This is a genomic window from Microbacterium hominis, assembly GCF_013282805.1.
Classification (GTDB): domain Bacteria; phylum Actinomycetota; class Actinomycetes; order Actinomycetales; family Microbacteriaceae; genus Microbacterium; species Microbacterium hominis_B.
In genome coordinates, this window is sequence record NZ_CP054038.1 from 3802876 (window position 1) to 3822353 (window position 19478).

Sequence of the window (19478 nt, forward strand, 5' to 3'; positions counted from 1 at the left end):
AAGCGCGGTGCCCTTCCAGGCTCCGGGGCTGTAGTTCAATGGCAGAACTTCTGCTTCCCAAGCAGACAGCGCGGGTTCGATTCCCGTCAGCCCCTCCACATGATTCGCGTCGCCGCCGCCCTGATCGCAGCATCTGCATTGTTGTTGACCGGGTGCGTGGCCGATGCCTCCGAGGCGGAAGGGCCCGGAGCCTCCTCGCCGGTGACACCTTCCGCAGCGACTCCGGCCGCGTCGGCGACGCCCACGGCATCCCCGTCGCCCTGGCTCGAGAATGCGATGGTGGTCTCCCTCGACGGGCTCTCGTTCGCGGTCGACGGCGTCGAGGGCTTCTTGGCGCTCGACGACGCCGAGGGACTTCGTGTTTTCTTCGCGGATCTCACCGGAAGCAGTCCTGTCGAATCGTCGATCACGGATCCGTTCGGCGGCGGAGACGTCATGGGCGTCCGGTATGTCTGGACAGAGGTCAGCATGACCGTGCTGACCCCAGCGACGGTGAGCCTCACCGTCTCGGCGCCCCGCATTGCCGGTGTTCCCGTCCAGACCTCGAGCGGCCTCGCCGTCGGAGACAAGCGCGCCGACATCGTCGCCGCCGGCGGCTGGAACGAGTGGGATGTCGACGGCGACGGCGAGGCCGACTGGATGGGCGTCGACGGTCGCGTCGTCGAGGGGACGGAATCCCTCGTGCGCGCGGGCGAACCCGGACGCGAGTACGTGATGATCGAGGTCGGCGACCGCATCGAGCAGATCAGCCTCCCCGGCAACGACTTCAGCGACCTCTGACGGCGTGAGCCGCTGATCGATGCCCGACGGCGGATGGCGAGAGGATCACTCCTCGCGCGGGCCCAGGTCCGGCCCGGCGACGAACCGCGCGACCGGGTCGACCGGCGTCTCGAGCTCGATCATCACCAGCTCGTTCGTCCCGTCGACGAGTGCCGCCGCGGGTACGTAGAGCGTGTGCTGAGGACCGGAGCGCCCGTAGCGACCGAGAACGAAGCCGTTGACCGCGGCGAAGCCCCTCCCCCACCCGCTGGTGTCGAGGAAGAGGTCGGATGCTGCGCCGCCGTCGAACCTGCCTCGGTACACGAACGGCGCCTCGACGCCGACCACATCCGCTGTGCGCGCGGACTCAGACCCGGCGAGCGCGTCGAGGTCGAGCGGGGTCGCCGTCCATCCGGTGAGCGGCACCCCGTCGAGCGTCGGAACGCCGATCAGACCCTTGGGCTCACCCAGGTGCTGGTCGTAGTTGACCCGGCCCTGTTCCTCCACGAGCACGCGCAGTCGCCGGCCGGGCGGAAGCCGCAGCGCGGTCTCATGGCGCGTGCGCGCGAGCGTACCCACGGATCGCCCGTCGACCGAGATCCAGGCGTGATCGCGGACATCGTCGAATCGCAGCACGCGCGGAGATCCGGCATCCGGGATCTCGGTCTCGTACGCGACGAGCGCACCCGGATGCGCCAGCTCCTCGAACGTGGGCGGCGTCTCGAACCATCCGCCCTCGGCCGCGCCGTTCCCGGACTCGTCGAGGTCGTGCGCCATGGCGACCTCGAACACGGGCGCGGGCGCAGAGCGTGCCGGCACCTCGTCGGGCACCGGCGCGTACTTCGCGATCACGTCGCGGAAGGCGAAGTACTTCTCGGTCGGGTCGCCTCGTTCGTCGATCGGGGCGTCATAGTCGTACGACGTGACGATCGGCAGGTAGCGGCCCTTGTAGTTCGCCCCGTTCGTCAGCCCGAAGTTGGTGCCGCCGTGCACCATGTAGAAGTTCACCGATGCTCCCGCGGCCAGCAGGGCGTCGAGCTCGGCGGCCGAGTCGGCGGCCGAGGTGGCGTGGTGGATGCCGCCCCACCAGTCGAACCAGCCGTCCCAGAACTCCGCGCACAGGAGCGGCCCGGTCGGCTGGTGCCGGCGGAGCGTGGCGAGCCGCTCGGTCGCCCGCGACCCGAACGACCCCGTGAGGTGCAGACCGGGGAGCGACCCGGCCGTCAGCATGTCGTCGGTCGGCTGATCGATCGTCGTGAGGGGCACCGTGATGCCCGCATCGGTCGTCACCTGCACGAGATGCGCGAGGTAGTCCTTGTCGGAGCCGTACGCACCGTACTCGTTCTCGATCTGCACCAGGATCACCGGCCCGCCGCGGTCGATCTGACGCGGCGCGACGATCTCGTAGACGCGCTCCAGATAGGTCGTCACCGCGGCGAGGTACTGGGGCTCCGAGCGACGCAGCCCGACGCCCTCGATCGCGGTGAGCCAGACCGGCAGCCCGCCGTTGTGCCACTCGGCGCAGATGTAGGGTCCGGGGCGCACGATCGCGTGCATGCCCTCGGCGGCGACGAGGTCGAGGAAGCGGCCGAGGTCGTTGGCACCGCTGGCGTCCCACTCGCCGCGACGCGGCTCGTGCGCGTTCCACGCGACGTAGGTCTCGATCGTGTTCAGGCCCATGAGCCGCGCCGTGCGGATGCGGTCCGCCCACTGCCCGGGATGCACGCGGAAGTAGTGCAGCGCGCCCGAGAGGATCCGATGCGGGCGTCCGTCGAGCAGGAAGTCGGTCTCGCCGATCGCGAACGAGCCCATGTCAGCTCTGCCGGGCGGCGAGGAGGTCGGCCAGGCGCGCGAGTTGCGCCTCGTCGTCGAGCGCCGATCCGACGGCGACCACGCGGACACCGGCATCGAGGAATGCACCGGCATTGCCGGCATCCATCCCTCCGGTCGCGACGAAGCGCACCTGCGGGAACGGCCCGCGCAGGTGCCGGAACCACTCCGGCCCCAGCCACTGCGCCGGGAATGCCTTCAGCCACTCGAGCCCGAGGGCGACCGCGTGCTGCACCTCGCTCGGGGTGGCGACCCCCGGAAGGATCGGGATGCCCGCCTCGGCGGCCGCGCGCACGACGACCGGGTCGAGCCCCGGCGACACGAGGTAGCCGGCTCCAGCGTCGACGGCGGCGCTCACCTGTGCGGGTGTGATGACGGTGCCGGCGCCGACCATGGCGCCGCGCTCGCGCCCGAGCGCGGCGACCTCGCGCAGGGTCTCGACGTCTGCCGTCGACTGGATGGTGACCTCCACCGCGTCGAGGCCGAGGTCCCACGCGGTGGTCGCCACGCGCACCGAGCGCTCGAGACCCATGCTGCGCAGGATCGCCATGAGCGGGGCGCGGGAGAACAGATCGTCGAAGAACGCTGAGTCGGTCATCGTGTCGCTTTCTGGGTTGCGGATGCCGCGGGTGCGGCGTCGGGGAAGTCGCCGGTGGTCTGCAGGGTGAGCGCGGCGCGCGCGTGGCCGGCCGCGAGGCGGGCGCCGGCGCGCACGCCCGACAGGCGCGCGGCGAGGTATCCGCCGGCGAACGCGTCTCCGGCGCCGACCGGCTCCACCACCGCCACACGCAGCGCCGGCACGAAGGTCGCGCCGGCCGGTTCGAAGCAGATGGCGCCGAGCTCGCCGTCCTTGACGACGAGCTCGGGCACGTCGGACAGCAGAGCGCGCGTGCTCGCGGCATCCGCGGTGCCCCACAGGGTCTCGGCCTCGTCGCGACCGACGAACACGATGTCGGCGCGCGCGGTGAGATCGCGCAGCACCGGGGCCGCGGTCTCGGCAGCCCAGAGAGCCGCGCGATGGTTGACGTCGAAGCTCACCAGAGCCCCGGCCGACCGGGCACGATCGATGAGCCGGTCGAGGAACTGCGGCGCGGTGCCGCCGAGCGCCGCCGTGATCCCCGACACGTGCACGATCGCCACCCCGTGGAGGTCGACCGCATCGGCGTCGGCGGCGTCGAGGTGGGAGGCCGCCGAGCCGTCTCGGTAATAGTGCACGCCCGCACCGGGGTTCTTGACATAGAGGCCCGTGCGATGCGCCGCGTCGATCACGACACCCGACAGGTCGATCCCCCGTCCGCCCAGGATCGCCGTGACGCGACGCCCGAGCGGGTCGTCGCCGAGGCGGCTGACCCAGCGGGCCGGGTGGCCGAGGGCCGCGACGTGCCCGGCGACGTTCGACTCCGCACCCCCTGCGTCGATGCGGAACACCTCGGCGTCGTCTACCGGCTGGGCGACCACCGGGGTCACCATCGCCATCGTCTCGCCCGCTGCCAGCAGCGCGGACCGGTGTTCGCGATCGCCCATACGAACGAGTATGCCGCGGCGCCGACCCCAGAGCGGAGCGACCATCGGGCACCGCCGCGCTTACCGCTCCCGCTCGTCGTACTGGCGCCGCAGGTACTTCGGAGCCTGCACCCGCCACGCCTCGGTGACCAGCTCGGCGAGGTGCTCCGGATCGATCAGGGCCATGCGGAACGCGACCTTGGGCTCGCTCCATGCCGTCGTGGTGCGCAGGAACACGTCGGGCGCCATGTCGACGAGCGCGAGCGCATCGAGCCGATCTGCCACCTTCACGCCGACCACGAGTTCGGCGGCGATGATCGCGCGCATGTCGGCCGGGATGCTCGGCCACGGGTGGCACTCCCACGCGAACAGCTTTCGCCGCACGAACCACGCCGCTCCCCCGGTCATCGCGCGCTCCTCGCTGCCGGGCAGCTCCGCCGCGAGGCGGCGCACGTCGTCGAGCGTGGCCATGGCGCGAGCCTACGCGCCACCGCAGACACGGCGGGCTCGCAGACACCGACGACCTCATGGTATGTTCAGAACGTTCTGAACCTAATGGGGAGAAAGCATGCACGACGACGACGCGCGGGCCTACGCCGCCGAGGTCGGCGTCGCCCTGTCGCAGATGGGGATGACACCCGCCTTCGGCACCCTGCTGGGATGGCTCATGATCTGCGACCCGCCCCGCCAGACGAACGCGCAGCTGGTCGACGCGACGGGGCTGTCGAAGGCGTCGGTGTCGACGGGCATGCGGGCTCTGCAGCAGTCGGGGCTCGTGCGACGCGTTCCCGCCGCGGGCCGCGGTCACGCGTACGAGATCGACGAAGACGCCTTCGCCCGCGCCGCCGATCCGACGGCGAAGATGCGCGACTTCCTCGACGTGGTGCAGCGCGGCATCGACGTGCTCGGCTCCGACGCGGCACCCCGCGCGCAGCGCCTCGCACGCACGCGGGACTTCTACGCATTCATGATCGAGCGGATTCCGGAGCTGATGGACGAGTTCCGCCGCAGCCGGAAGGGAGAGGTCTGATGTCGAGGATCCTGGTGGTCACCGTCGGCTCACGTGGAGACGTCCAGCCCTACGTCGCCCTCGCCCGAGGGCTGCAGGAGGCCGGACACGACGTGACGCTCGCCACCTGCGGGCGCTTCGCCCCCTTCGTCGCCGAGCACGGCGTCGCGTTCGCCCCGCTGAGCGACGACATCCTCCTGCTCCTCGACTCGGATGCCGGACGGGCGACGATCGACGAGGCGTCCGGCGCTCTCGGGCTGATCCGCTCCAGCATCCGACTCGCCCGCCAGGCGGGACCGATCAACGAGCGCCTGATGGCGGACGTGTGGGACGTCGCCCGCACCACGCGACCCGAGCTCGTGATCTACCACCCCAAGGCCCTCGCCGCCCCGCATGTCGCCGACAAGCTCGGCGCGACGGCGGTACAGGGGCTTGTGGTGCCGGTGTCGGTGCCCACCGGCGACTTCCCCATGATCGGGATGCCGGCGCTCCCCGTCGGTCGCTGGTACAACCGCTTCACCTACCGTCTCGCCGCGCTCGGCTACGCCTCGTACGACAAGATGGCCAACCGCTTCCGGCAGGAGACGCTCGGTCTCGCGCCGAAGAAGCGGGCGGCGATGTCGCCGACCCAGCCCGACGGACGCGCGCTCGAGGTGATCCACGGCATCAGCAGCCACGTGCTCCCCCGCCCGGCGGACTGGTCGGCTCGCGCGCAGCTCACCGGATACTGGTTCCTCGACGCCCCCTCCGACTGGACGCCGCCCGCCGACCTCCTCGCCTTCCTCGATGCCGGCGATCCTCCCGTCTACATCGGGTTCGGCAGCATGGCCGGCCGCGATCCGGAGCGCATCACGCGTTCTGTCGTCGAGGCGCTCGAGGCCACCGGAATGCGCGGGATCATCGCGACAGGCTGGGGAGGGATGGATGCCGCGCACCTCCCGCCTTCGGTCATGCACATCGTCGACGCACCGCACGACTGGATCTTCCCGCGCGTCGCCGCCGTCGTGCACCACGGCGGCGCGGGAACGACGGCGGCGGGGCTCCGCGCCGGCCGGCCGACCGTGGTGTGCCCGTTCATCGTCGACCAGTTCTTCTGGGGTGCACTCGTTGCGCGCTCCGGCGCCGGAAGCGCCCCGGTCCCGCAGAAGAAGATCACCCCGGCCCGTCTCGCCGCGGCGATCCGCGAGGTCGTCACCGACGACCGGATCCGTGAACGCGCGGCCGAGGTCGGTCGACGCATCCGCGACGAGGACGGCGTGACCGCGGCTGTCCGGCAGATCGAGCGGATCCTCGGCGGCGAGGCGCCCTAAGCCACCGGCTCCGCAGCCTCCCGGGCGGCCCGCGCCGACGAGCGCACCGCTCCGATGCTCGCGGCGATCACGAGGCCGATGCCGACGATCTCGAGCCACGACAGGTGCTGGCCGAGGAGCACGAAGCCGGCCACCGCCGCCGTCGCGGGAGCGAGGCTCATGAGGATGGCGAAGGCGGCCGCCGGCAGTCGACGCAGAGCCATGAGCTCGAGGGCATATGGGATGGTCGACGACAGCACGGCGACCGCCGCGCCGAGTGCGACGAGCTCCCACCGCAGGAGCGCGGGCCCGGCATCCACGATCCCGAACGGAAGCGCGACCAGCGCTCCGGCGGTCATCGCGAGGGCGAGGCCGTCGAACTTCGCGAAGTCCCGGCCGACACGTGCCGACGCGAGAATATAGAACGCCCAGCTCGCGGCGGCGCCCAGGGCGAACAGCACACCCAGCGGGTCGAGGCGATCCCAGCCTCCCCCGCCGAGGGCGACGACACCCGCAAGCGCGAGCAGCGCCCATAGCCATGCCGAGGCGCGACGGCTGGCGACGATCGAGAGCACGAGGGGCCCCAGAACCTCGATCGTGACCGTCACGCCGAGCGGAAGGCGCTCGAGCGCGAGGTAGAACAGTCCGTTCATGAGGGCGAGCACGCCGCCGAACCAGAGCACGCCGCGCCAGGCGGAGGCCGAATGCCCGCGCAGCGACGGACGCGCGATCGCGAGAAGGATGAGCGCCGAGAACACCAGTCGGAGCAACACCATGCCGAGCGGCCCGACCTGCGGGAACAGCAGCACGGCCAGCGACGCGCCGACCTCCTGGCAGGCGAGCCCCACGACGACGAGGGCGACCGCCGACGACGGGGCGACGCGCAGGCTCACCCGCGCGGGCTCACTCGGCGGGAGCGCAGATGGCGCCGTCGGTGATCGCGTCGTGGTACTGCTCGGGCGTCCAGGGCAGTCCCGCGGCCGGGGCAGGCTCGCTCCCGGTCGCCGGAGCCTTGGATGCGATCGCCGCGAGCTCCCACGCGAGGTAGGCGCCGAATCCGCCGCCCGCAGCCGAGTTGTTGAGCACGACCGCGACCGTCAGTCCCGTCTCATCGTCTGCGAACGCGGCGGTGATGTAGCCCGGGACCGCGCCGAACTGCCCGGTGAGGGCGCCCGCCTGAACGGTGCCGCCGCCGATGGTGTACCACGCGGGGGCGCCGTTGTAAGCCGGCTGCACGGAATCCCAGCGGTCGGTGCCCTCGGGCATCAGCACGCCCTCGGAGAGCGCCTGCGCGTAGCGGCCCAGATCGTCGATGTCGGTGACGATCCCGGAATCGGTGAACCCCGTGCTGGCCGACACCGGCGTCGCGTCGATCGGATCGGTGCAGTTCCACACCCCGTCGGTGCGAGTCGAGTGCGCGCCGGCGAGCACCGTGGCGCCGGCCTGCGCCGACCCGTTCGACAGCCGCGTCGCCTCGAGCGCGAGCGGCTCGGCGACGTACTCCTCGATGAGTTCCGCGGCGGTCTTGCCGGTGGCCCGTTCGAGGGCGAGGCCGAGCAGCACATAGCCGGCGTCGGAGTCCCGATAGGCCTGGCCGGGCTCGGTCTTGCGCTCCTGGCCGAGGCCGTAGCTGGCGAGCTCGAGCGGCTGCCAGCGCCGCTCGGGGTTCGACAGCCACAGCGTCTGCAGCTGCCCCTGGTACGCCCCGATGCCGCTGGTGCTGTTGCACAGCTGCTCGAGGGTGACGTCCCCGAGGTCGGCTACGCCGCCCACGTAGTCGGACACGGCGGCGTCGAGTTTCACGCGCCCGTCCGCGACGAGGCGGTACAGCACGTCGCAGGTCATCGGCCGTCCGATGCGCGCCGCGCGGAAGGTCATGTCCTCGGTGACCTCGGCCCCGCCTCCCGGGCGCTGGGTGCCGAACCCGCTCACCCACGTGCCGCTCCACGGAGCCCAGACGCCGATGATCGCGCCGGAGGCCCCCGCCGCCGTCATCGCGTTCTCGACCGCGGCGCTCAGCTCGGTGACCGTGGCCTCGGGAAGGGCGCTGTCGACCTGCTCGGGTCCGTCGAGTTCGACGCCCGGCCCGGAGCAGGCGGCCAGCCCGATCGCGAGCACCACTGCGGCGGCGAGCGCAGCGCCCACGCGCCGTCGTCGTGCTGCCATCGGCATATCACCCCCCGATGATCGTCCAGAGCATTCAAACATATCTGCGCCGATCCTCCGATTCGAGCGCCCCGCCGCCGCTGTTCCCTAATCTGTCCCTCATGACCCACCAGTTCGACGCCACAGTCGTCGCGGCAGTGCTCGACCACATGAACGGCGACCACGCGGACGACAATCTCCTGATCGCGAGAGCTTTCGCGCCCGACGCCACGATCTCGGCGGCGTCGATGACCGCCTTCGACGGCGATGGCGGCCGCTGGGCGGCGACCCTGGCCGACGGCACCACGCGCGAGATCGCCGTCGCGTGGCCGGCTGCCCCGATCACCGCGCGCCCCGAGGTGCGCCGCGAGATCGTCGCGCTCTACGACGAGGCCTGCCGCCGGCTCGGCGTCGAGCCGCGGCCGCACGCGTGACCACCCTCCCCCGGAACTTTCCCCGCTCGTAACTTAGGTTCCGCTTACCTGAAGGTATAGTGGGCGCATGAGCGGCGTCCTCCCCTTTTCCGCGGCCCTCCGCGAGCGTTCGAGCAGCGCCCACTCGTCGAGCGAATCCGCCGGGTTCATGTCCGACCTCATGACCGGAGAGGGCACGCGCGACGACTACATCGCGCTGGTCGCGCAGCACTGGTTCCTCTACGAGGCGCTCGAGCGCACCGCCGGGGTGATGCGCAACGATCCGGTGGCATCGGTCTTCCTCAGCGACAAGCTCACCCGGCTGCCGGCGCTCGAGGCCGACCTCGAGTTCCTCCTCGGCCCCGACTGGCGCGAACGGATCGAGCCGCTGCCGACCACCCGCCGCTACGTCGACCGCGTGAACGAGGTCGGCGCGACCTGGGCGGGCGGATTCGTCGCCCACCACTACACCCGCTACCTCGGCGACCTCTCCGGCGGCCAGTTCATCGGGCGGGTCATGGCGCGCCGGTTCGGCTTCGAGACCAACGGCATCGGGTTCTACCTCTTCGACGACATCGCCGACCCGAAGGCGTTCAAGGACGTGTACCGCGAGCAGCTGGATGCCGCCCCGTGGGACGCGGCGGAGCAGGAGCGCGTCATCGCGGAGGTGCTGCTGGCGTACCGCTTCAACACCGACCTCTTCCACGACCTCGCGCACGACAAGGCCGCCCGCGCCGCCTGACGGCCCGTCGCATCCCCGAGGCGGGGGAGCGCGGTCACCGAGACGGGACTCAAGGACCGGTGCGGGTCGCCGTCCCCTCGCGCACGCCCCTCATCCAGCGCTGCACGTCGGGGTCGACGCGGATGTCGCTCGGCCGCAGCGGCCGCGACAGGTACAGCCCGTCCAGCGAGGTGAGCCGGGAGAGCGCCACGTAGGTCTGTCCCGGTGCGAACGCGCCCGAGCCCAGATCGATGACCGCCCGGTCGTAGGTCTTGCCCTGCGACTTGTGGATGGTCACCGCCCACGCCAGCCGCAGCGGGAACTGGGTGAACTCGGCCACGATCTCGCGGGTCAGGGCTTTCGACCCGGCGTCGTAGGCGTAGCGGAACCTCTCCCACACCGCCGGCTCGACGTCGACCTCCTCGCCGTCGACGTCGACGCGCACCGTGCCTCCGGCGATCCTCGTCACGGTGCCGATCGTGCCGTTGACCCACCGCGGCGGATCGCCGAACTGCGACGAGTCGTTGCGCAGGAACATCACCTGCGCCCCCACCTTGAGCTTGAGCTCCATGTCGGCCGGGTACGCGGCATCCCCCCGCCCGAAATCGCCGTTGACCTCGGCGACCGCGGTCTGCTCGCGCCCGATGAGCTCGGTGAGGTGGCGGCGGTTGATGTTGTTGACGATGTCGTTGCGGGTCGCGAGCGTGATGATCGGATGCTCGCCGTCGGCCGGGTCGGGCACGGCCCGCGCCCCGGTGTCGTTGAGCACCTTCGCGATGTCGGCGGTCACGCGCCCGTACCGCACGGCGTTGAGCATGGATTTGAACGCCGGGTCGCTCTGGCGATGGATGTCGACGAGCTCGCGCATGTGCAGGGCCGCCCCATAGGAGCCGACGTCGAGGATGCCGTCGGAGGCGGCCTCGCCCACCCACACCTTCGCGTCGAAGAACCAGAAGGAGCGGTAGTGGTCGCGGATGTACCGCAGCTCGTCCCCGCGCGGCGGCACCGGGGCGAGCTGGTACGGATCGCCGAACATGACGATCTGCACGCCGCCGAACGGCTCGGCGCGGCGGCCCCGCGCCTGCCGGAGCGAGCGGTCGATGGCATCCATGAGATCCGCGTTCACCATCGAGATCTCGTCGATCACCAGTGTGTCGATCGCGTTCAGGATGCGCCGCGTCGCGTCGGACTGATCGAGATCGCCCCCGGCGATGAGGCCGATCGGCAGTCGGAACAGGGAATGGATCGTCTGCCCCTCGACGTTGAGCGCGGCCACGCCCGTCGGCGCGCACACGGCGATCTGCTTGCTCGTGTTCCAGGCCAGGTGCTGCAGCAGCGTGGACTTGCCGGTGCCGGCGCGGCCGGTGACGAACACGTGCTCGCGGGTGTCTTCGATGAGCCGGAACACCGCCTCCTGCTCGGGGGACAGCGCGGGGGTGGTCACCGATTCATGCTAACGACCGGATGCACTCGCTTTCGGCTTCCGTTCGGACTGGCTCCCTAGACTTGCCGGGTGAGTCAAGGGGCGGTGGGCACCACTCCGGCGTCCGCTGTCGCGTCGTCGGACTCCTCGGAGACCCCGTACGCGCCCATCCCCGCTCCGCGCCGCCGCACCCTGGGCCGCGATCTCATGATCATCGGCGTGCTGGGCGCCGCCCTCGTCGCCGCCCTGTGGGCGGGCGGCGCGCTGCTCTACCAGCACTTCTACAGCCCCACCGCCTTCGTGGAGCGCTACCTCGGCATGCTCTCCGATCGCGATGCCGCCGACGCCCTCGCGGTTCCGGGCGTCGCGATCGACTCCGCGGACCTCGCGGACTCCTCCCTGCCCGAGCAGGCGTCCGACGCGCTGCTGCGGCGCGACGCCCTCGCCGCGCTCACCGACGTCGAGGTGGTCTCCGAGCAGATCGACGGAGAGGTCACGCTGGTGACCGTCGACTACCGGGCCGGCGCCTACCAGGGCACGACGACCTTCGAGGTCGAACGCGACGGCTGGATCGGCATCGCTCCGACGTGGCGCTTCGCCCGGAGCCCCCTCGCGGTGATCGACCTCACCGTGAACGGCTCGATGAGCTTCGACGTGAACGGCTTCGAGATCGACAAGCGCCAGGTCTCGCCCGACGGCGTCGATGCCGACCCGCTCGAAGCGGTGCCCCTGCTGGTCTTCTCGCCCGGGGTGTATTCGATCTCCGTCGACACGGCGATCTCGGCGACGCCGGGCGTGGCCGTGCTCTCCGACAGTCCGTTCCACACGATCCCCGTGTCGGTGCAGGCGACGGCCACCGAGGAGTTCGTCGAGGTCGTGCAGGAGCGCGTCGTGCAGTTCCTCGAATCCTGCGCGTCGCAGCAGGTGCTGCAGCCCACCGCCTGCCCGTTCGGCTATCTCGTGCAGGACCGCATCGTCGCGCCGCCCACCTGGTCGATCTCGGCCCACCCCGCGGTCACGGTCGAGCCGGCGGGCGCCGGATGGCGCATCCCTCCCACCGAGGCCGTCGCGCGGATCGCGGTCGACATCCAGTCGCTCTTCGACGGCTCGATCACCGCGGTGGACGAGGACGTGCCCTTCATCGTGACCGCCGACATCACCGTGCGACCCGACGGCACGGCATCCATCGTCGTCACCGGCCCCGACACCCGCTGACGCGGACGAGGGGCGGTGGATGCCGCGCCCGGCGGCTCAGGTGCGGGTGCGGGCGTCGCGCTCGGCGAGCTTCGCGAGGTGCTCGTTGTAGGCCTCGAGCTCCGCATCGCCGGTGCGGTCGGCGTGGCGATCCTGGCGCTTCTGGTCGCGTGCGTCGCTGCGCGACCACTGGATGGCCACCGTGATGGCGAGCACCAGCGTCGGGATCTCGCCGATCGACCAGGCGACCCCGCCGCCGATGTACTGGTCCTCCAGCGGCGTCGCGCCCCACGTGCGCCCCATCGACCCGAACCACTCGGCGACCATGAGGCCCTCCTGCATCATGATCGCGATGCCGAAGAACGCGTGCATCGCCATCACGCCGATGAGCAGCAGCAGTCGCCCCGGGTAGGGCAGGCGGTAGGGCACCGGATCGATGCCGATGAGGGTCAGCACGAACAGGTACCCGGTGATGAGGAAGTGGGCGATCATCCACTCGTGGCCGAGGTGGTCGTACAGCGACCAGCGGAAGAGGTCGGTGTAGTAGAAGACCCACAGCGATCCGACGAACAGCCCGGCCGCGACGAACGGATTCGTGAGCACGCGCGAGACGGGGGAATGCACCGCCCACAGGATCCATTCGCGCCCGCCCCGAGTGCCGTCGTCGCGCTTGCGGATCGCGCGCATCGCGAGGGTCACCGGCGCACCGGCGACGAGCATGACGGGGATCGCCATGGTCAGCAGCATGTGGCCGACCATGTGGATGCTGAACAGGTAGTCCTGGTAGACGTTGACGACGCCGCCGGTGACCCACAGCAGCAGCAGGAGGCCGAGCGACCACAGCACGGTGCGGTAGACGGGCCAGGCGTCGCCGCGGCGGCGCAGCCGCCAGACGCCGGCGAGGTAGAAGAGGAGGCCGAAGCCAACGGCGAACGCCCAGAGCAGATCGATGTCCCACGCGGTGAGGTAGTGCAGCGGGGTGAGCTCGGGCGGGAGCGGGGCGTCGGTGAGGAACTGGGCGGGCGTGCGCTCGGCCGGGAGCGAGGTGTCCACGGGCGGGGGCGTGCGCGCCAGTGCCGCCGCGGCGCCGCTCGCGACGCCCATCAGGGCGAACTCGAACGCGATGAGCGTCCAGAAGGAGCGCGACGCCTTCTCCCCGGTGAGCCCCCCGATCAGCCGGCGGCGGTACCAGGCGCCGAACAGCCCCAGCCCGCCGAGCGCGGCGATCTTCACCATCAGGATGACGCCGTACTCCGACAGCAGCGCCGACCAGTCCCCGAGGCCGATCGCCGCGCGCACGGTGCCCGAGACGGCGACGACGATGAATGCGACGAGCGCGATGCTCGAGTACCGCGTCACGACGGTGGCCAGCGCAGGCTGCGCGAGCACGGGCCGTACGAGCACCAGCAGCAGCAGACCGCCGACCCAGACGGCTGCGGCGATGATGTGCAGGATGATCGCGACGACCGCGGCGTCGTGCCCGGCGTCGTATCCCGAGTGCCCCTGCGTGCCCATCGGGATCAGCGCGGCGACCGCGAGGATCGCGACGAAAAGGGTCGTCGTCCACCCGCGCACGGCGAAGGTCAGCACCGTGAGCACGGCACCGGCGACCGTCGTGATCAGCCACGTGCGGCCGACCTCGGTGTCGACGAGGAAGCGGGCCAGCTGGGCCCCGAACTCAGGCCCCGCGTCGATCGCCGGATTGAAGGCGTCGATGAACGTGAAGAACCCGGTCGCGGCGGCGGCCACCGTGAACACCGCGGCGGAGATGGATGCCGCATCCAGCGCGATGTCGAACTCGCGCTCTCCGGAGCGCAGCGTGAACAGCGCCGTCACCAGCACGCCCACCATGCCGGCGGCCGAGAGGTTGACGATCAGCTTCGCGGTCGGCAACGACCAGCGCACGAACGGGCCGGGATCGCCGATCGCGAGGGGTGCCGCACCGCCGCCGTACGCGAGCGCCGCGAACAGTGCGATCAGCGCGGCGCCGAGAAGGATGGCGGGGCCGACGGCCCGCAGCGCGCGGGGGTTCACCCCACGAGTGTAGTTCGTCGCCATCGGCGACGAGAAAGGGGGACGCCTCCCGGCATCCCCCTTGTGGTCGGCTCAGTGAATTACTTCACTGCCGCCTTCAGCTTGGAGCCGGCGGTGACCTTGACACGCTTGCCCGCGGGGATCTTGATCTCCTCGCCGGTCTGCGGGTTGCGGCCGGTGCGGGCCGAGGTGGCGACCTGCTCGAACGAGATCCAGCCCGGGATCGAGACCTTGCTGCCCTTGGCGACCGCCTCGGAGACGGTGGAGAAGAGGGAGTCGAGCACGCCCGAGACGGCGGCCTGGCTCTGGCCCGTCGCGCTGGCGATGCTCGCGACGAGTTCGGTCTTGGTGATGGACTTGTCGGCCATAGGGTTATGTCCTCCAAAGCGGGCTGCGCGTGCGGCCCTCATTGCTCGGACCGGACGGCGATCAGCCCCCCGGCTTGGTCGGAACGACCGCCTCGACTATAGCCAGAAACCGCGGAATTTCGCGGATTTTGGGCTCTTTCGCGCGTTTGCGGCGGCGTGTCGAGGGTCTGGTGGGGCGAAAGTGACCCGTGATCCGGTCGCACGTCACCCCCGATGGGACGCGATCACCCCGCGTGCGGTGCGGGCGAAGGCGGGCGCCACCCGCTCCTGGCCGTCGAGGTAGCCGCCCACGAGCGCGGCATCCCGCAACAGGACGAGGGATGCCGCGACCTCGGCGGGCTCGTGCAGTCCGGCGCCTCGGGCGAGCGTCTCGAGGGTGGCGCGGAACCACTCGCGGTGGGTGTCGATGAGTTCGCGCACCGGGCCCCGGTCGGGATACTCCGCGGCCGCGTTGATGAACGGGCAGCCGCGCGTGTGGCGACCGCCGATGTCGGCCGCGATGCCCTCGATCACGAGGTCGAGGAGCACGTCGGGGTCGTCCGAGGCCCGCGCCGCGTCGGCGAACAGGCCGCGCAGCTGCTGATCCTCGCGGGCGAGGTAGGCGAGCACGAGGCCCTCCTTGCCGGCGAACTGCTTGTACATGGTGGCGCGGGTGACGCCCGCCTCCTGCACGATGCGGTCCACACCGACGGAGTGGATGCCTTCGCCGTAGAAGAGGACGGTCGCGGCATCCAGCAGCCGATCACGGGCCGAAAGATTTTTCTGGGACATCGGGAATACCTTGTCATAGATAGAACGTTCGGTCTACCATAGCCGAAGATCCACCACTTCGGAGCACCACCCACCGCGAAGCACCAAACAAGGAGAATTGACATGGACACCACGACCAAGGCCCCGATCGTCCTCATCCACGGCCTCTGGATGACCCCCAAGAGCTGGGACACGTGGGCGGAGCGCTTCCGCGCCGCCGGCCACGACGTGATCATCCCCGGCTGGCCCGGCATCGGCGACCGCACCGTCGACGAGATCCGCCAGAACCCCGAGCCCCTGAAGGGGATCGGCCTCACGCAGATCGCCGACTACTACGAGGAGATCATCACCGCGCTGCCGCAGAAGCCCATCATCATGGGCCACTCGTTCGGCGGCGTCATCACCCAGATGCTGGCCGACCGCGGGCTCGGCATCGCCTACGTGGGCGTCGAGCCCGGACAGACCGCCGGCGTCACGGCCCTGCCCCTTTCGACGCTGTGGACCGGCACGCCGATCCTGTCGAACCCCTTCGGCAAGAACGGCGCCAAGCCCCTCTCGAAGCGCCACTTCCACTTCACCTTCGGCAACGACCTTCCCCGCAGCGAGAGCGACAAGCTGTGGAAGGAGTACGCGGTCAACTCCTACAACCGGGTCTTCTTCGAGGGAGTGACCTCGGTGCTCAACGAGAAGGGCGGCGTGACCCACGTCGACTACGGCCGCACCGACCGCGCTCCGCTGCTGATCCTCACCGGCGAGATCGACCACGTCGTGCCGCCGGCCATCGGCAAGGCGATCGTGAAGAAGTACCACGCGTCTGGCAGCCCGGCGGTCGTCGACTACAAGGAGTTCCCCGGCCGCACGCACCGGATCGTCAGCCAGGACGGCTGGCAAGAGGTCGCCGACTACGCCCTGGACTGGGCGACCTCCCACGCGCTGGCCGCCTGACGCGGCATCCCGGATCCCGCGACACTGTCGCCGGTTCCCGGGTCGGGGAGACGAGCGCCCCGGCCCGGCATCCGGTGTCCGCGGTGGGATCCGGTGGGCGGGGCCTTCGGGCCCCGCCCTTTCTCGTGGGGCGGTTCGTGCGGCATCCCGGCACCTGTACCCACCGCAAGCGCCCCACGAAGGAATGCGGCGCGTGTTCGTGGGGCGGCTCGTGCGGCATCCGAGCGCCCCAACCCACCGCAGGCGCCCCACGAGCGGCGCCGCGACGCGCGGCGCGTAGCGCACGGCAGGTCAGGCGTGCAGGCGGCGCAGTGCGGTGACCACGTCTGCGTGCCAGCGACGGGCGGCGGGCAGGACGCCGCCGAAGATCGCGGTGTCATGGGTGACGCCGAGATACTGCACCGTGCTCGCCTCGACCCCCGCCCGCCGGAGCGCATGGCCGTAGGCCGCGCCGTCTCCGCGCAGCAGGTCGTACTCCGCCGTGAGGATCACCGCCGGCGGCAGGTCGGCGTGCGAGGCCGCCCGCAGGGGAGAGGCCAGCGGCTCGCGCGCCTGGCGGGCGTGCGGCAGGTAGGTGCGGGCGACCGAGCGCAGCTCCCGCACGGCGATCAGGGTCGGGATGCCGAGAGCCCGCGTCACCCGGAAGTCGAGGTGCCCGCCGGTGAGGTCGACGACCGGCACCTCGAGCAGCTGCATCCGGAGCGGATGGCCCGCGCCGTCGCGATTGACGAGCGTCACCGCGGCAGCCAGGTTCGCCCCCGCCGACACCCCCGCGATGCCGATGCGAGTTGCATCCACGCCCAGCTCGGCGGCGTGCGCGAAGAGCCACCCCAGGGCGGCGACACCCTGCTCGACCTGGGTGGGGTAGCGGTGCTCGGGGGCGAGTGCGTAGTCGACGGCCGCGACGACGACGCCCGCGTCGGCGGCGCGGCGCCGGAAGGCCGCATCGGTGGTGGGGTAGTCGATCCCCCCGATGCGGAAGGCCCCGCCGAAGAACGTCAGCACCGCGGGCACGGGCGATGCGGCATCCCGCGGCCGGTAGAGCCGCACCCGCACGTCCGGGCGGCCCGGCACGGCGACCCGGTGCTCCTCGATCGGCACGTCGGGCCCGGGCATGCCCACGGTCGCGAGCTCGGTGCGGTCCCACGCCAGCGCCGCACGGCGGTTCTTGGCGCGCGCCCGGGCACGAGGACCCGGAGACGTGGATGCCGCGGCGCGGCCGGGCGCGGCATCCATCGCCCTGTCCTCGCCGCCCCATCGGGGCCAGAGCGCGGCCAGACGCCGGCGCAGCGTCTTCACCGCCTTGCCGAGCAGGTAGCGGCGGTGCACACGCAGGCGCTCCTCGAAGAAGGGATCGAGCGGCATGAGCCCATCATCGGGGAGACGACGCCGTCGACGAGACCCCTTGAAATGCGCGAAACCCCTCGTTCCGTGCTGAGGTCTCAGCGGGAACGAGGGGTTTCGGCGTTGCTGTGGTGCTACCGGCTGGTGATCACCAGGACACGGTGCTCTTCGCGTGCGGGCTTACCAGCTCGACTTGGTCACACCGGGCAGCTCGCCACGGTGAGCCATGTCGCGGAAGCGGACACGCGAGATGCCGAACTTCGTCAGCACACCGCGGGGGCGGCCATCGATGACGTCGCGCGAGCGGAGGCGGACCGGCGACGCGTTGCGGGGCAGCTTCTGCAGGCCCACGCGAGCGGCCTCGCGCTGCTCGTCGGTCGAGTTGGGGTCGATGAGGGCCTTCTTCAGCTCCGCGCGCTTGGCGGCGTAGCGGTCGACGACCTCCTGGCGCTGCTTGTTGCGCGCGATCTTGCTCTTCTTAGCCATGGATCAACGCTCCTCTCGGAATTCGACGTGCTTGCGGATCACCGGGTCGTACTTCTTGAGCACGATGCGGTCGGGGTTGTTGCGACGGTTCTTGCGCGTCACGTAGGTGAACCCCGTGCCGGCGGTCGAACGCAGCTTGATGATCGGACGGACGTCCTGAGCCTTCTTGGCCATTAGAGCTTCACACCCTTCGCCTGGAGGTCGCGAACGACGGCCTCGATGCCGCGAGCGTCAATCACCTTGATGCCCTTGGCCGAGACGTTCAGCTTGATGTTGCGACCCAGCGACGGAACGAAGTAGGTCTTCTTCTGCACGTTCGGGTCGAAGCGGCGCTTCGTCCGGCGGTGCGAGTGCGAGATGTTGTGACCGAAGCCGGGAACAGCGCCGGTCACCTGGCACACTGCTGCCATAGTGATGTCTCCTTAGTACCGTGGCACCGGACGGTGCCACCCAAGATCCCTTGTCTGCATCCCGCCGCACGTGCCGGAACCCCGCCCGGTTGCACCGGTCGTTGAGCGAACGAAGTGAGACGAAACGCGAACTGCGTGCTGGAGTGCGCGCAGACAAAGAGTCAGTCTAGCACGGACGGCGCGTCGCCCTTGACAGCGGCCGCTCCGCGGCCCCAGCGGAACGCCGACACGGTCGGATCGCCGGCGATCCAGAAGCGCCACGGGAATGCCTCCGTGCCGCCGACGCCGGCGACGCCCACCCGCGGTCCTGCGGCGATCTCGGCCAGAGGCGCGGCACGCACCAGCAGCCGCGCGCTCGCGCCGGCCCGCGGTTCCCCCGTGACGGCATCGATGCCGTCATGGTCGGGATGCCGCAGCCCGACCGCTCTGCCGAGGCGTCCCGGGCCCCGCGCCAGGTCGCGGAGCGTGCGCGCTGCCGGTCGGCGCCGCGTCGCGGCATCCTCGCCCTCGATCACCTCGGCGGCGCGCATGAGGATTCCGCCGGCCTCGCCGACGGGACCGCACACGACATTCACACACGAGTGGATGCCGTGGCTCAGGTACACGTACAGGTGCCCCGGCTCCCCCCACATCGTCGCGTTGCGCGGCGTCGGCCCCATGCGTGCGTGGGAGCCGGGATCGGGGCGGTCGCCCGTGCCGCGCCCGTGATAGGCCTCGACCTCGGTGAGCCGCACGGTGACGCTCTCACCGTCCACGACGGTCGTCAGGTGCGCACCGAGCAGGCGCGGAGCGATGTCGGCAGGAAGGCCGCGCAGCTCGTCGCGGGTCACCGGGCGCAGCGCGATCTCCGCCATG

Annotated in this window: 22 protein-coding genes and 1 tRNA gene; 8 read left to right on the forward strand and 15 right to left on the reverse strand. The window is 70.9% G+C overall.

What is annotated here, in order from left to right; all coding sequences use genetic code 11:
• Positions 1-24 precede the first annotated feature (24 nt).
• Positions 25-98: transfer RNA gene (locus HQM25_RS17030), tRNA-Gly, on the forward strand.
• A 103-nt stretch (positions 99-201) separates the two neighbouring features.
• The gene (locus HQM25_RS17035) at positions 202-780 is read left to right on the forward strand and encodes a hypothetical protein (RefSeq protein ID WP_172991323.1); all 579 of its coding nucleotides are present in this window, start codon (positions 202-204) and stop codon (positions 778-780) included.
• A 45-nt stretch (positions 781-825) separates the two neighbouring features.
• On the opposite strand, the gene HQM25_RS17040 is transcribed toward HQM25_RS17035, so the two are convergent.
• Genes HQM25_RS17040 through HQM25_RS17055 form a run of 4 tightly spaced genes read right to left on the reverse strand, consistent with a single transcriptional unit; the run spans position 826 to position 4563 of the window.
• On the reverse strand, positions 826-2571 hold the full coding sequence (locus HQM25_RS17040; RefSeq protein WP_172991324.1) for a glycoside hydrolase family 35 protein: 1746 nt from the start codon (positions 2569-2571) through the stop codon (positions 826-828).
• Between the two features lies 1 nt (position 2572).
• Entirely contained in the window at positions 2573-3187 is a 615-nt protein-coding gene (locus HQM25_RS17045; RefSeq protein WP_172991325.1) for a bifunctional 4-hydroxy-2-oxoglutarate aldolase/2-dehydro-3-deoxy-phosphogluconate aldolase, read from the reverse strand.
• Positions 3184-4113 carry a sugar kinase gene (locus tag HQM25_RS17050; RefSeq protein WP_172991326.1) on the reverse strand — a complete coding sequence of 310 codons (930 nt, stop codon included), beginning with the start codon at positions 4111-4113 and terminating at the stop codon, positions 3184-3186. Before HQM25_RS17050 ends, HQM25_RS17045 begins: the two co-directional genes overlap by 4 nt.
• Before the next feature lie 60 nt (positions 4114-4173).
• Positions 4174-4563 (reverse strand): MmcQ/YjbR family DNA-binding protein, encoded by a 390-nt coding sequence (locus tag HQM25_RS17055; protein ID WP_172991327.1) that lies wholly within the window; start codon positions 4561-4563, stop codon positions 4174-4176.
• Between the two features lie 97 nt (positions 4564-4660).
• On the opposite strand from HQM25_RS17055, the gene HQM25_RS17060 reads away from it, so the two are divergent.
• Together HQM25_RS17060 and HQM25_RS17065 are read left to right on the forward strand one after the other, a co-directional pair.
• Positions 4661-5122, forward strand: coding sequence for a GbsR/MarR family transcriptional regulator (locus HQM25_RS17060; protein WP_172991328.1), 462 nt, complete (start codon positions 4661-4663; stop codon positions 5120-5122).
• Positions 5122-6411 (forward strand): glycosyltransferase, encoded by a 1290-nt coding sequence (locus tag HQM25_RS17065; RefSeq protein WP_217275163.1) that lies wholly within the window; start codon positions 5122-5124, stop codon positions 6409-6411. The genes HQM25_RS17060 and HQM25_RS17065 overlap by 1 nt, the downstream gene beginning before the upstream one ends.
• Here the strand turns inward: HQM25_RS17065 and HQM25_RS17070 are convergent.
• Both HQM25_RS17070 and HQM25_RS17075 read right to left on the reverse strand, forming a co-directional pair.
• Complete coding sequence (locus HQM25_RS17070; protein ID WP_172991329.1) at positions 6408-7283, reverse strand: EamA family transporter; 876 nt, start codon at positions 7281-7283, stop codon at positions 6408-6410. The two genes, HQM25_RS17065 and HQM25_RS17070, sit on opposite strands and share 4 nt — an antisense overlap.
• 10 nt (positions 7284-7293) lie before the next feature.
• Complete coding sequence (locus HQM25_RS17075) at positions 7294-8556, reverse strand: serine hydrolase domain-containing protein (RefSeq protein WP_367948283.1); 1263 nt, start codon at positions 8554-8556, stop codon at positions 7294-7296.
• 17 nt (positions 8557-8573) lie between these two features.
• On the opposite strand from HQM25_RS17075, the gene HQM25_RS17080 reads away from it, so the two are divergent.
• Positions 8574-8969: a DUF2470 domain-containing protein gene (locus tag HQM25_RS17080; protein ID WP_254359429.1), complete on the forward strand. Its 396-nt coding sequence runs from the start codon at positions 8574-8576 to the stop codon at positions 8967-8969.
• Positions 8970-9036: 67 nt separating this feature from the next.
• A complete protein-coding gene (locus tag HQM25_RS17085; RefSeq protein WP_172991331.1) occupies positions 9037-9690 on the forward strand; it encodes a heme oxygenase (biliverdin-producing) in 654 nt (217 codons plus the stop codon).
• A 49-nt stretch (positions 9691-9739) separates the two neighbouring features.
• Here HQM25_RS17085 and HQM25_RS17090 read toward each other — a convergent pair whose 3' ends face one another.
• The gene (locus tag HQM25_RS17090) at positions 9740-11113 is read right to left on the reverse strand and encodes an ATP-dependent DNA helicase (protein WP_172991332.1); all 1374 of its coding nucleotides are present in this window, start codon (positions 11111-11113) and stop codon (positions 9740-9742) included.
• A gap of 69 nt (positions 11114-11182) precedes the next feature.
• Between HQM25_RS17090 and HQM25_RS17095 the strand changes: the two genes are divergently transcribed.
• Positions 11183-12307, forward strand: coding sequence for a hypothetical protein (locus HQM25_RS17095; protein WP_438803608.1), 1125 nt, complete (start codon positions 11183-11185; stop codon positions 12305-12307).
• Positions 12308-12343: 36 nt separating this feature from the next.
• Here the strand turns inward: HQM25_RS17095 and HQM25_RS17100 are convergent, their stop codons facing one another.
• From HQM25_RS17100 to HQM25_RS17110, 3 genes are all read right to left on the reverse strand, one after another.
• Complete coding sequence (locus HQM25_RS17100; RefSeq protein WP_217275164.1) at positions 12344-14344, reverse strand: cytochrome c oxidase assembly protein; 2001 nt, start codon at positions 14342-14344, stop codon at positions 12344-12346.
• Between the two features lie 56 nt (positions 14345-14400).
• Positions 14401-14688 (reverse strand): HU family DNA-binding protein, encoded by a 288-nt coding sequence (locus HQM25_RS17105; protein ID WP_127819842.1) that lies wholly within the window; start codon positions 14686-14688, stop codon positions 14401-14403.
• Positions 14689-14892: 204 nt separating this feature from the next.
• On the reverse strand, positions 14893-15459 hold the full coding sequence (locus HQM25_RS17110) for a TetR/AcrR family transcriptional regulator (RefSeq protein WP_172991333.1): 567 nt from the start codon (positions 15457-15459) through the stop codon (positions 14893-14895).
• Positions 15460-15561: 102 nt separating this feature from the next.
• On the opposite strand from HQM25_RS17110, the gene HQM25_RS17115 reads away from it, so the two are divergent.
• Positions 15562-16383, forward strand: coding sequence for an alpha/beta hydrolase (locus HQM25_RS17115; RefSeq protein WP_172991334.1), 822 nt, complete (start codon positions 15562-15564; stop codon positions 16381-16383).
• Between the two features lie 291 nt (positions 16384-16674).
• Here the strand turns inward: HQM25_RS17115 and HQM25_RS17120 are convergent, their stop codons facing one another.
• The 5 genes from HQM25_RS17120 to HQM25_RS17140 form a co-directional block, all read right to left on the reverse strand.
• Positions 16675-17748 (reverse strand): alpha/beta hydrolase fold domain-containing protein, encoded by a 1074-nt coding sequence (locus HQM25_RS17120; protein ID WP_172991335.1) that lies wholly within the window; start codon positions 17746-17748, stop codon positions 16675-16677.
• A gap of 159 nt (positions 17749-17907) precedes the next feature.
• Positions 17908-18213 (reverse strand): 30S ribosomal protein S14, encoded by a 306-nt coding sequence (gene rpsN, locus HQM25_RS17125; RefSeq protein ID WP_172991336.1) that lies wholly within the window; start codon positions 18211-18213, stop codon positions 17908-17910.
• A 3-nt stretch (positions 18214-18216) separates the two neighbouring features.
• Positions 18217-18387 (reverse strand): 50S ribosomal protein L33, encoded by a 171-nt coding sequence (gene rpmG / locus HQM25_RS17130; RefSeq protein WP_172991337.1) that lies wholly within the window; start codon positions 18385-18387, stop codon positions 18217-18219.
• The gene (rpmB, locus tag HQM25_RS17135; RefSeq protein WP_013584774.1) at positions 18387-18623 is read right to left on the reverse strand and encodes a 50S ribosomal protein L28; all 237 of its coding nucleotides are present in this window, start codon (positions 18621-18623) and stop codon (positions 18387-18389) included. The genes rpmG and rpmB overlap by 1 nt, the downstream gene beginning before the upstream one ends.
• A gap of 161 nt (positions 18624-18784) precedes the next feature.
• The gene (locus HQM25_RS17140) at positions 18785-19477 is read right to left on the reverse strand and encodes a DNA-3-methyladenine glycosylase (RefSeq protein ID WP_172991338.1); all 693 of its coding nucleotides are present in this window, start codon (positions 19475-19477) and stop codon (positions 18785-18787) included.
• Position 19478: the final 1 nt, after the last annotated feature.

What these genes read in the sequence shown, in the direction of transcription:
- HQM25_RS17040 (WP_172991324.1), bottom strand. Translation starts at nt 2,571, where the DNA reads ATGGGCTCGTTCGCGATCGGCGAGACCGACTTCCTGCTCGACGGACGC.
- HQM25_RS17045 (WP_172991325.1), bottom strand. Translation starts at nt 3,187, where the DNA reads ATGACCGACTCAGCGTTCTTCGACGATCTGTTCTCCCGCGCCCCGCTC.
- HQM25_RS17050 (WP_172991326.1), bottom strand. Translation starts at nt 4,113, where the DNA reads ATGGGCGATCGCGAACACCGGTCCGCGCTGCTGGCAGCGGGCGAGACG.
- HQM25_RS17055 (WP_172991327.1), bottom strand. Translation starts at nt 4,563, where the DNA reads ATGGCCACGCTCGACGACGTGCGCCGCCTCGCGGCGGAGCTGCCCGGC.
- HQM25_RS17060 (WP_172991328.1), top strand. Translation starts at nt 4,661, where the DNA reads ATGCACGACGACGACGCGCGGGCCTACGCCGCCGAGGTCGGCGTCGCC.
- HQM25_RS17065 (WP_217275163.1), top strand. Translation starts at nt 5,122, where the DNA reads ATGTCGAGGATCCTGGTGGTCACCGTCGGCTCACGTGGAGACGTCCAG.
- HQM25_RS17075 (WP_367948283.1), bottom strand. Translation starts at nt 8,556, where the DNA reads ATGGCAGCACGACGACGGCGCGTGGGCGCTGCGCTCGCCGCCGCAGTG.
- HQM25_RS17080 (WP_254359429.1), top strand. Translation starts at nt 8,574, where the DNA reads ATGATCGTCCAGAGCATTCAAACATATCTGCGCCGATCCTCCGATTCG.
- HQM25_RS17085 (WP_172991331.1), top strand. Translation starts at nt 9,037, where the DNA reads ATGAGCGGCGTCCTCCCCTTTTCCGCGGCCCTCCGCGAGCGTTCGAGC.
- HQM25_RS17100 (WP_217275164.1), bottom strand. Translation starts at nt 14,344, where the DNA reads ATGGCGACGAACTACACTCGTGGGGTGAACCCCCGCGCGCTGCGGGCC.
- HQM25_RS17105 (WP_127819842.1), bottom strand. Translation starts at nt 14,688, where the DNA reads ATGGCCGACAAGTCCATCACCAAGACCGAACTCGTCGCGAGCATCGCC.
- HQM25_RS17110 (WP_172991333.1), bottom strand. Translation starts at nt 15,459, where the DNA reads ATGTCCCAGAAAAATCTTTCGGCCCGTGATCGGCTGCTGGATGCCGCG.
- HQM25_RS17115 (WP_172991334.1), top strand. Translation starts at nt 15,562, where the DNA reads ATGGACACCACGACCAAGGCCCCGATCGTCCTCATCCACGGCCTCTGG.
- HQM25_RS17120 (WP_172991335.1), bottom strand. Translation starts at nt 17,748, where the DNA reads ATGCCGCTCGATCCCTTCTTCGAGGAGCGCCTGCGTGTGCACCGCCGC.
- rpsN (WP_172991336.1), bottom strand. Translation starts at nt 18,213, where the DNA reads ATGGCTAAGAAGAGCAAGATCGCGCGCAACAAGCAGCGCCAGGAGGTC.
- rpmG (WP_172991337.1), bottom strand. Translation starts at nt 18,387, where the DNA reads ATGGCCAAGAAGGCTCAGGACGTCCGTCCGATCATCAAGCTGCGTTCG.
- rpmB (WP_013584774.1), bottom strand. Translation starts at nt 18,623, where the DNA reads ATGGCAGCAGTGTGCCAGGTGACCGGCGCTGTTCCCGGCTTCGGTCAC.
- HQM25_RS17140 (WP_172991338.1), bottom strand. Translation starts at nt 19,477, where the DNA reads ATGGCGGAGATCGCGCTGCGCCCGGTGACCCGCGACGAGCTGCGCGGC.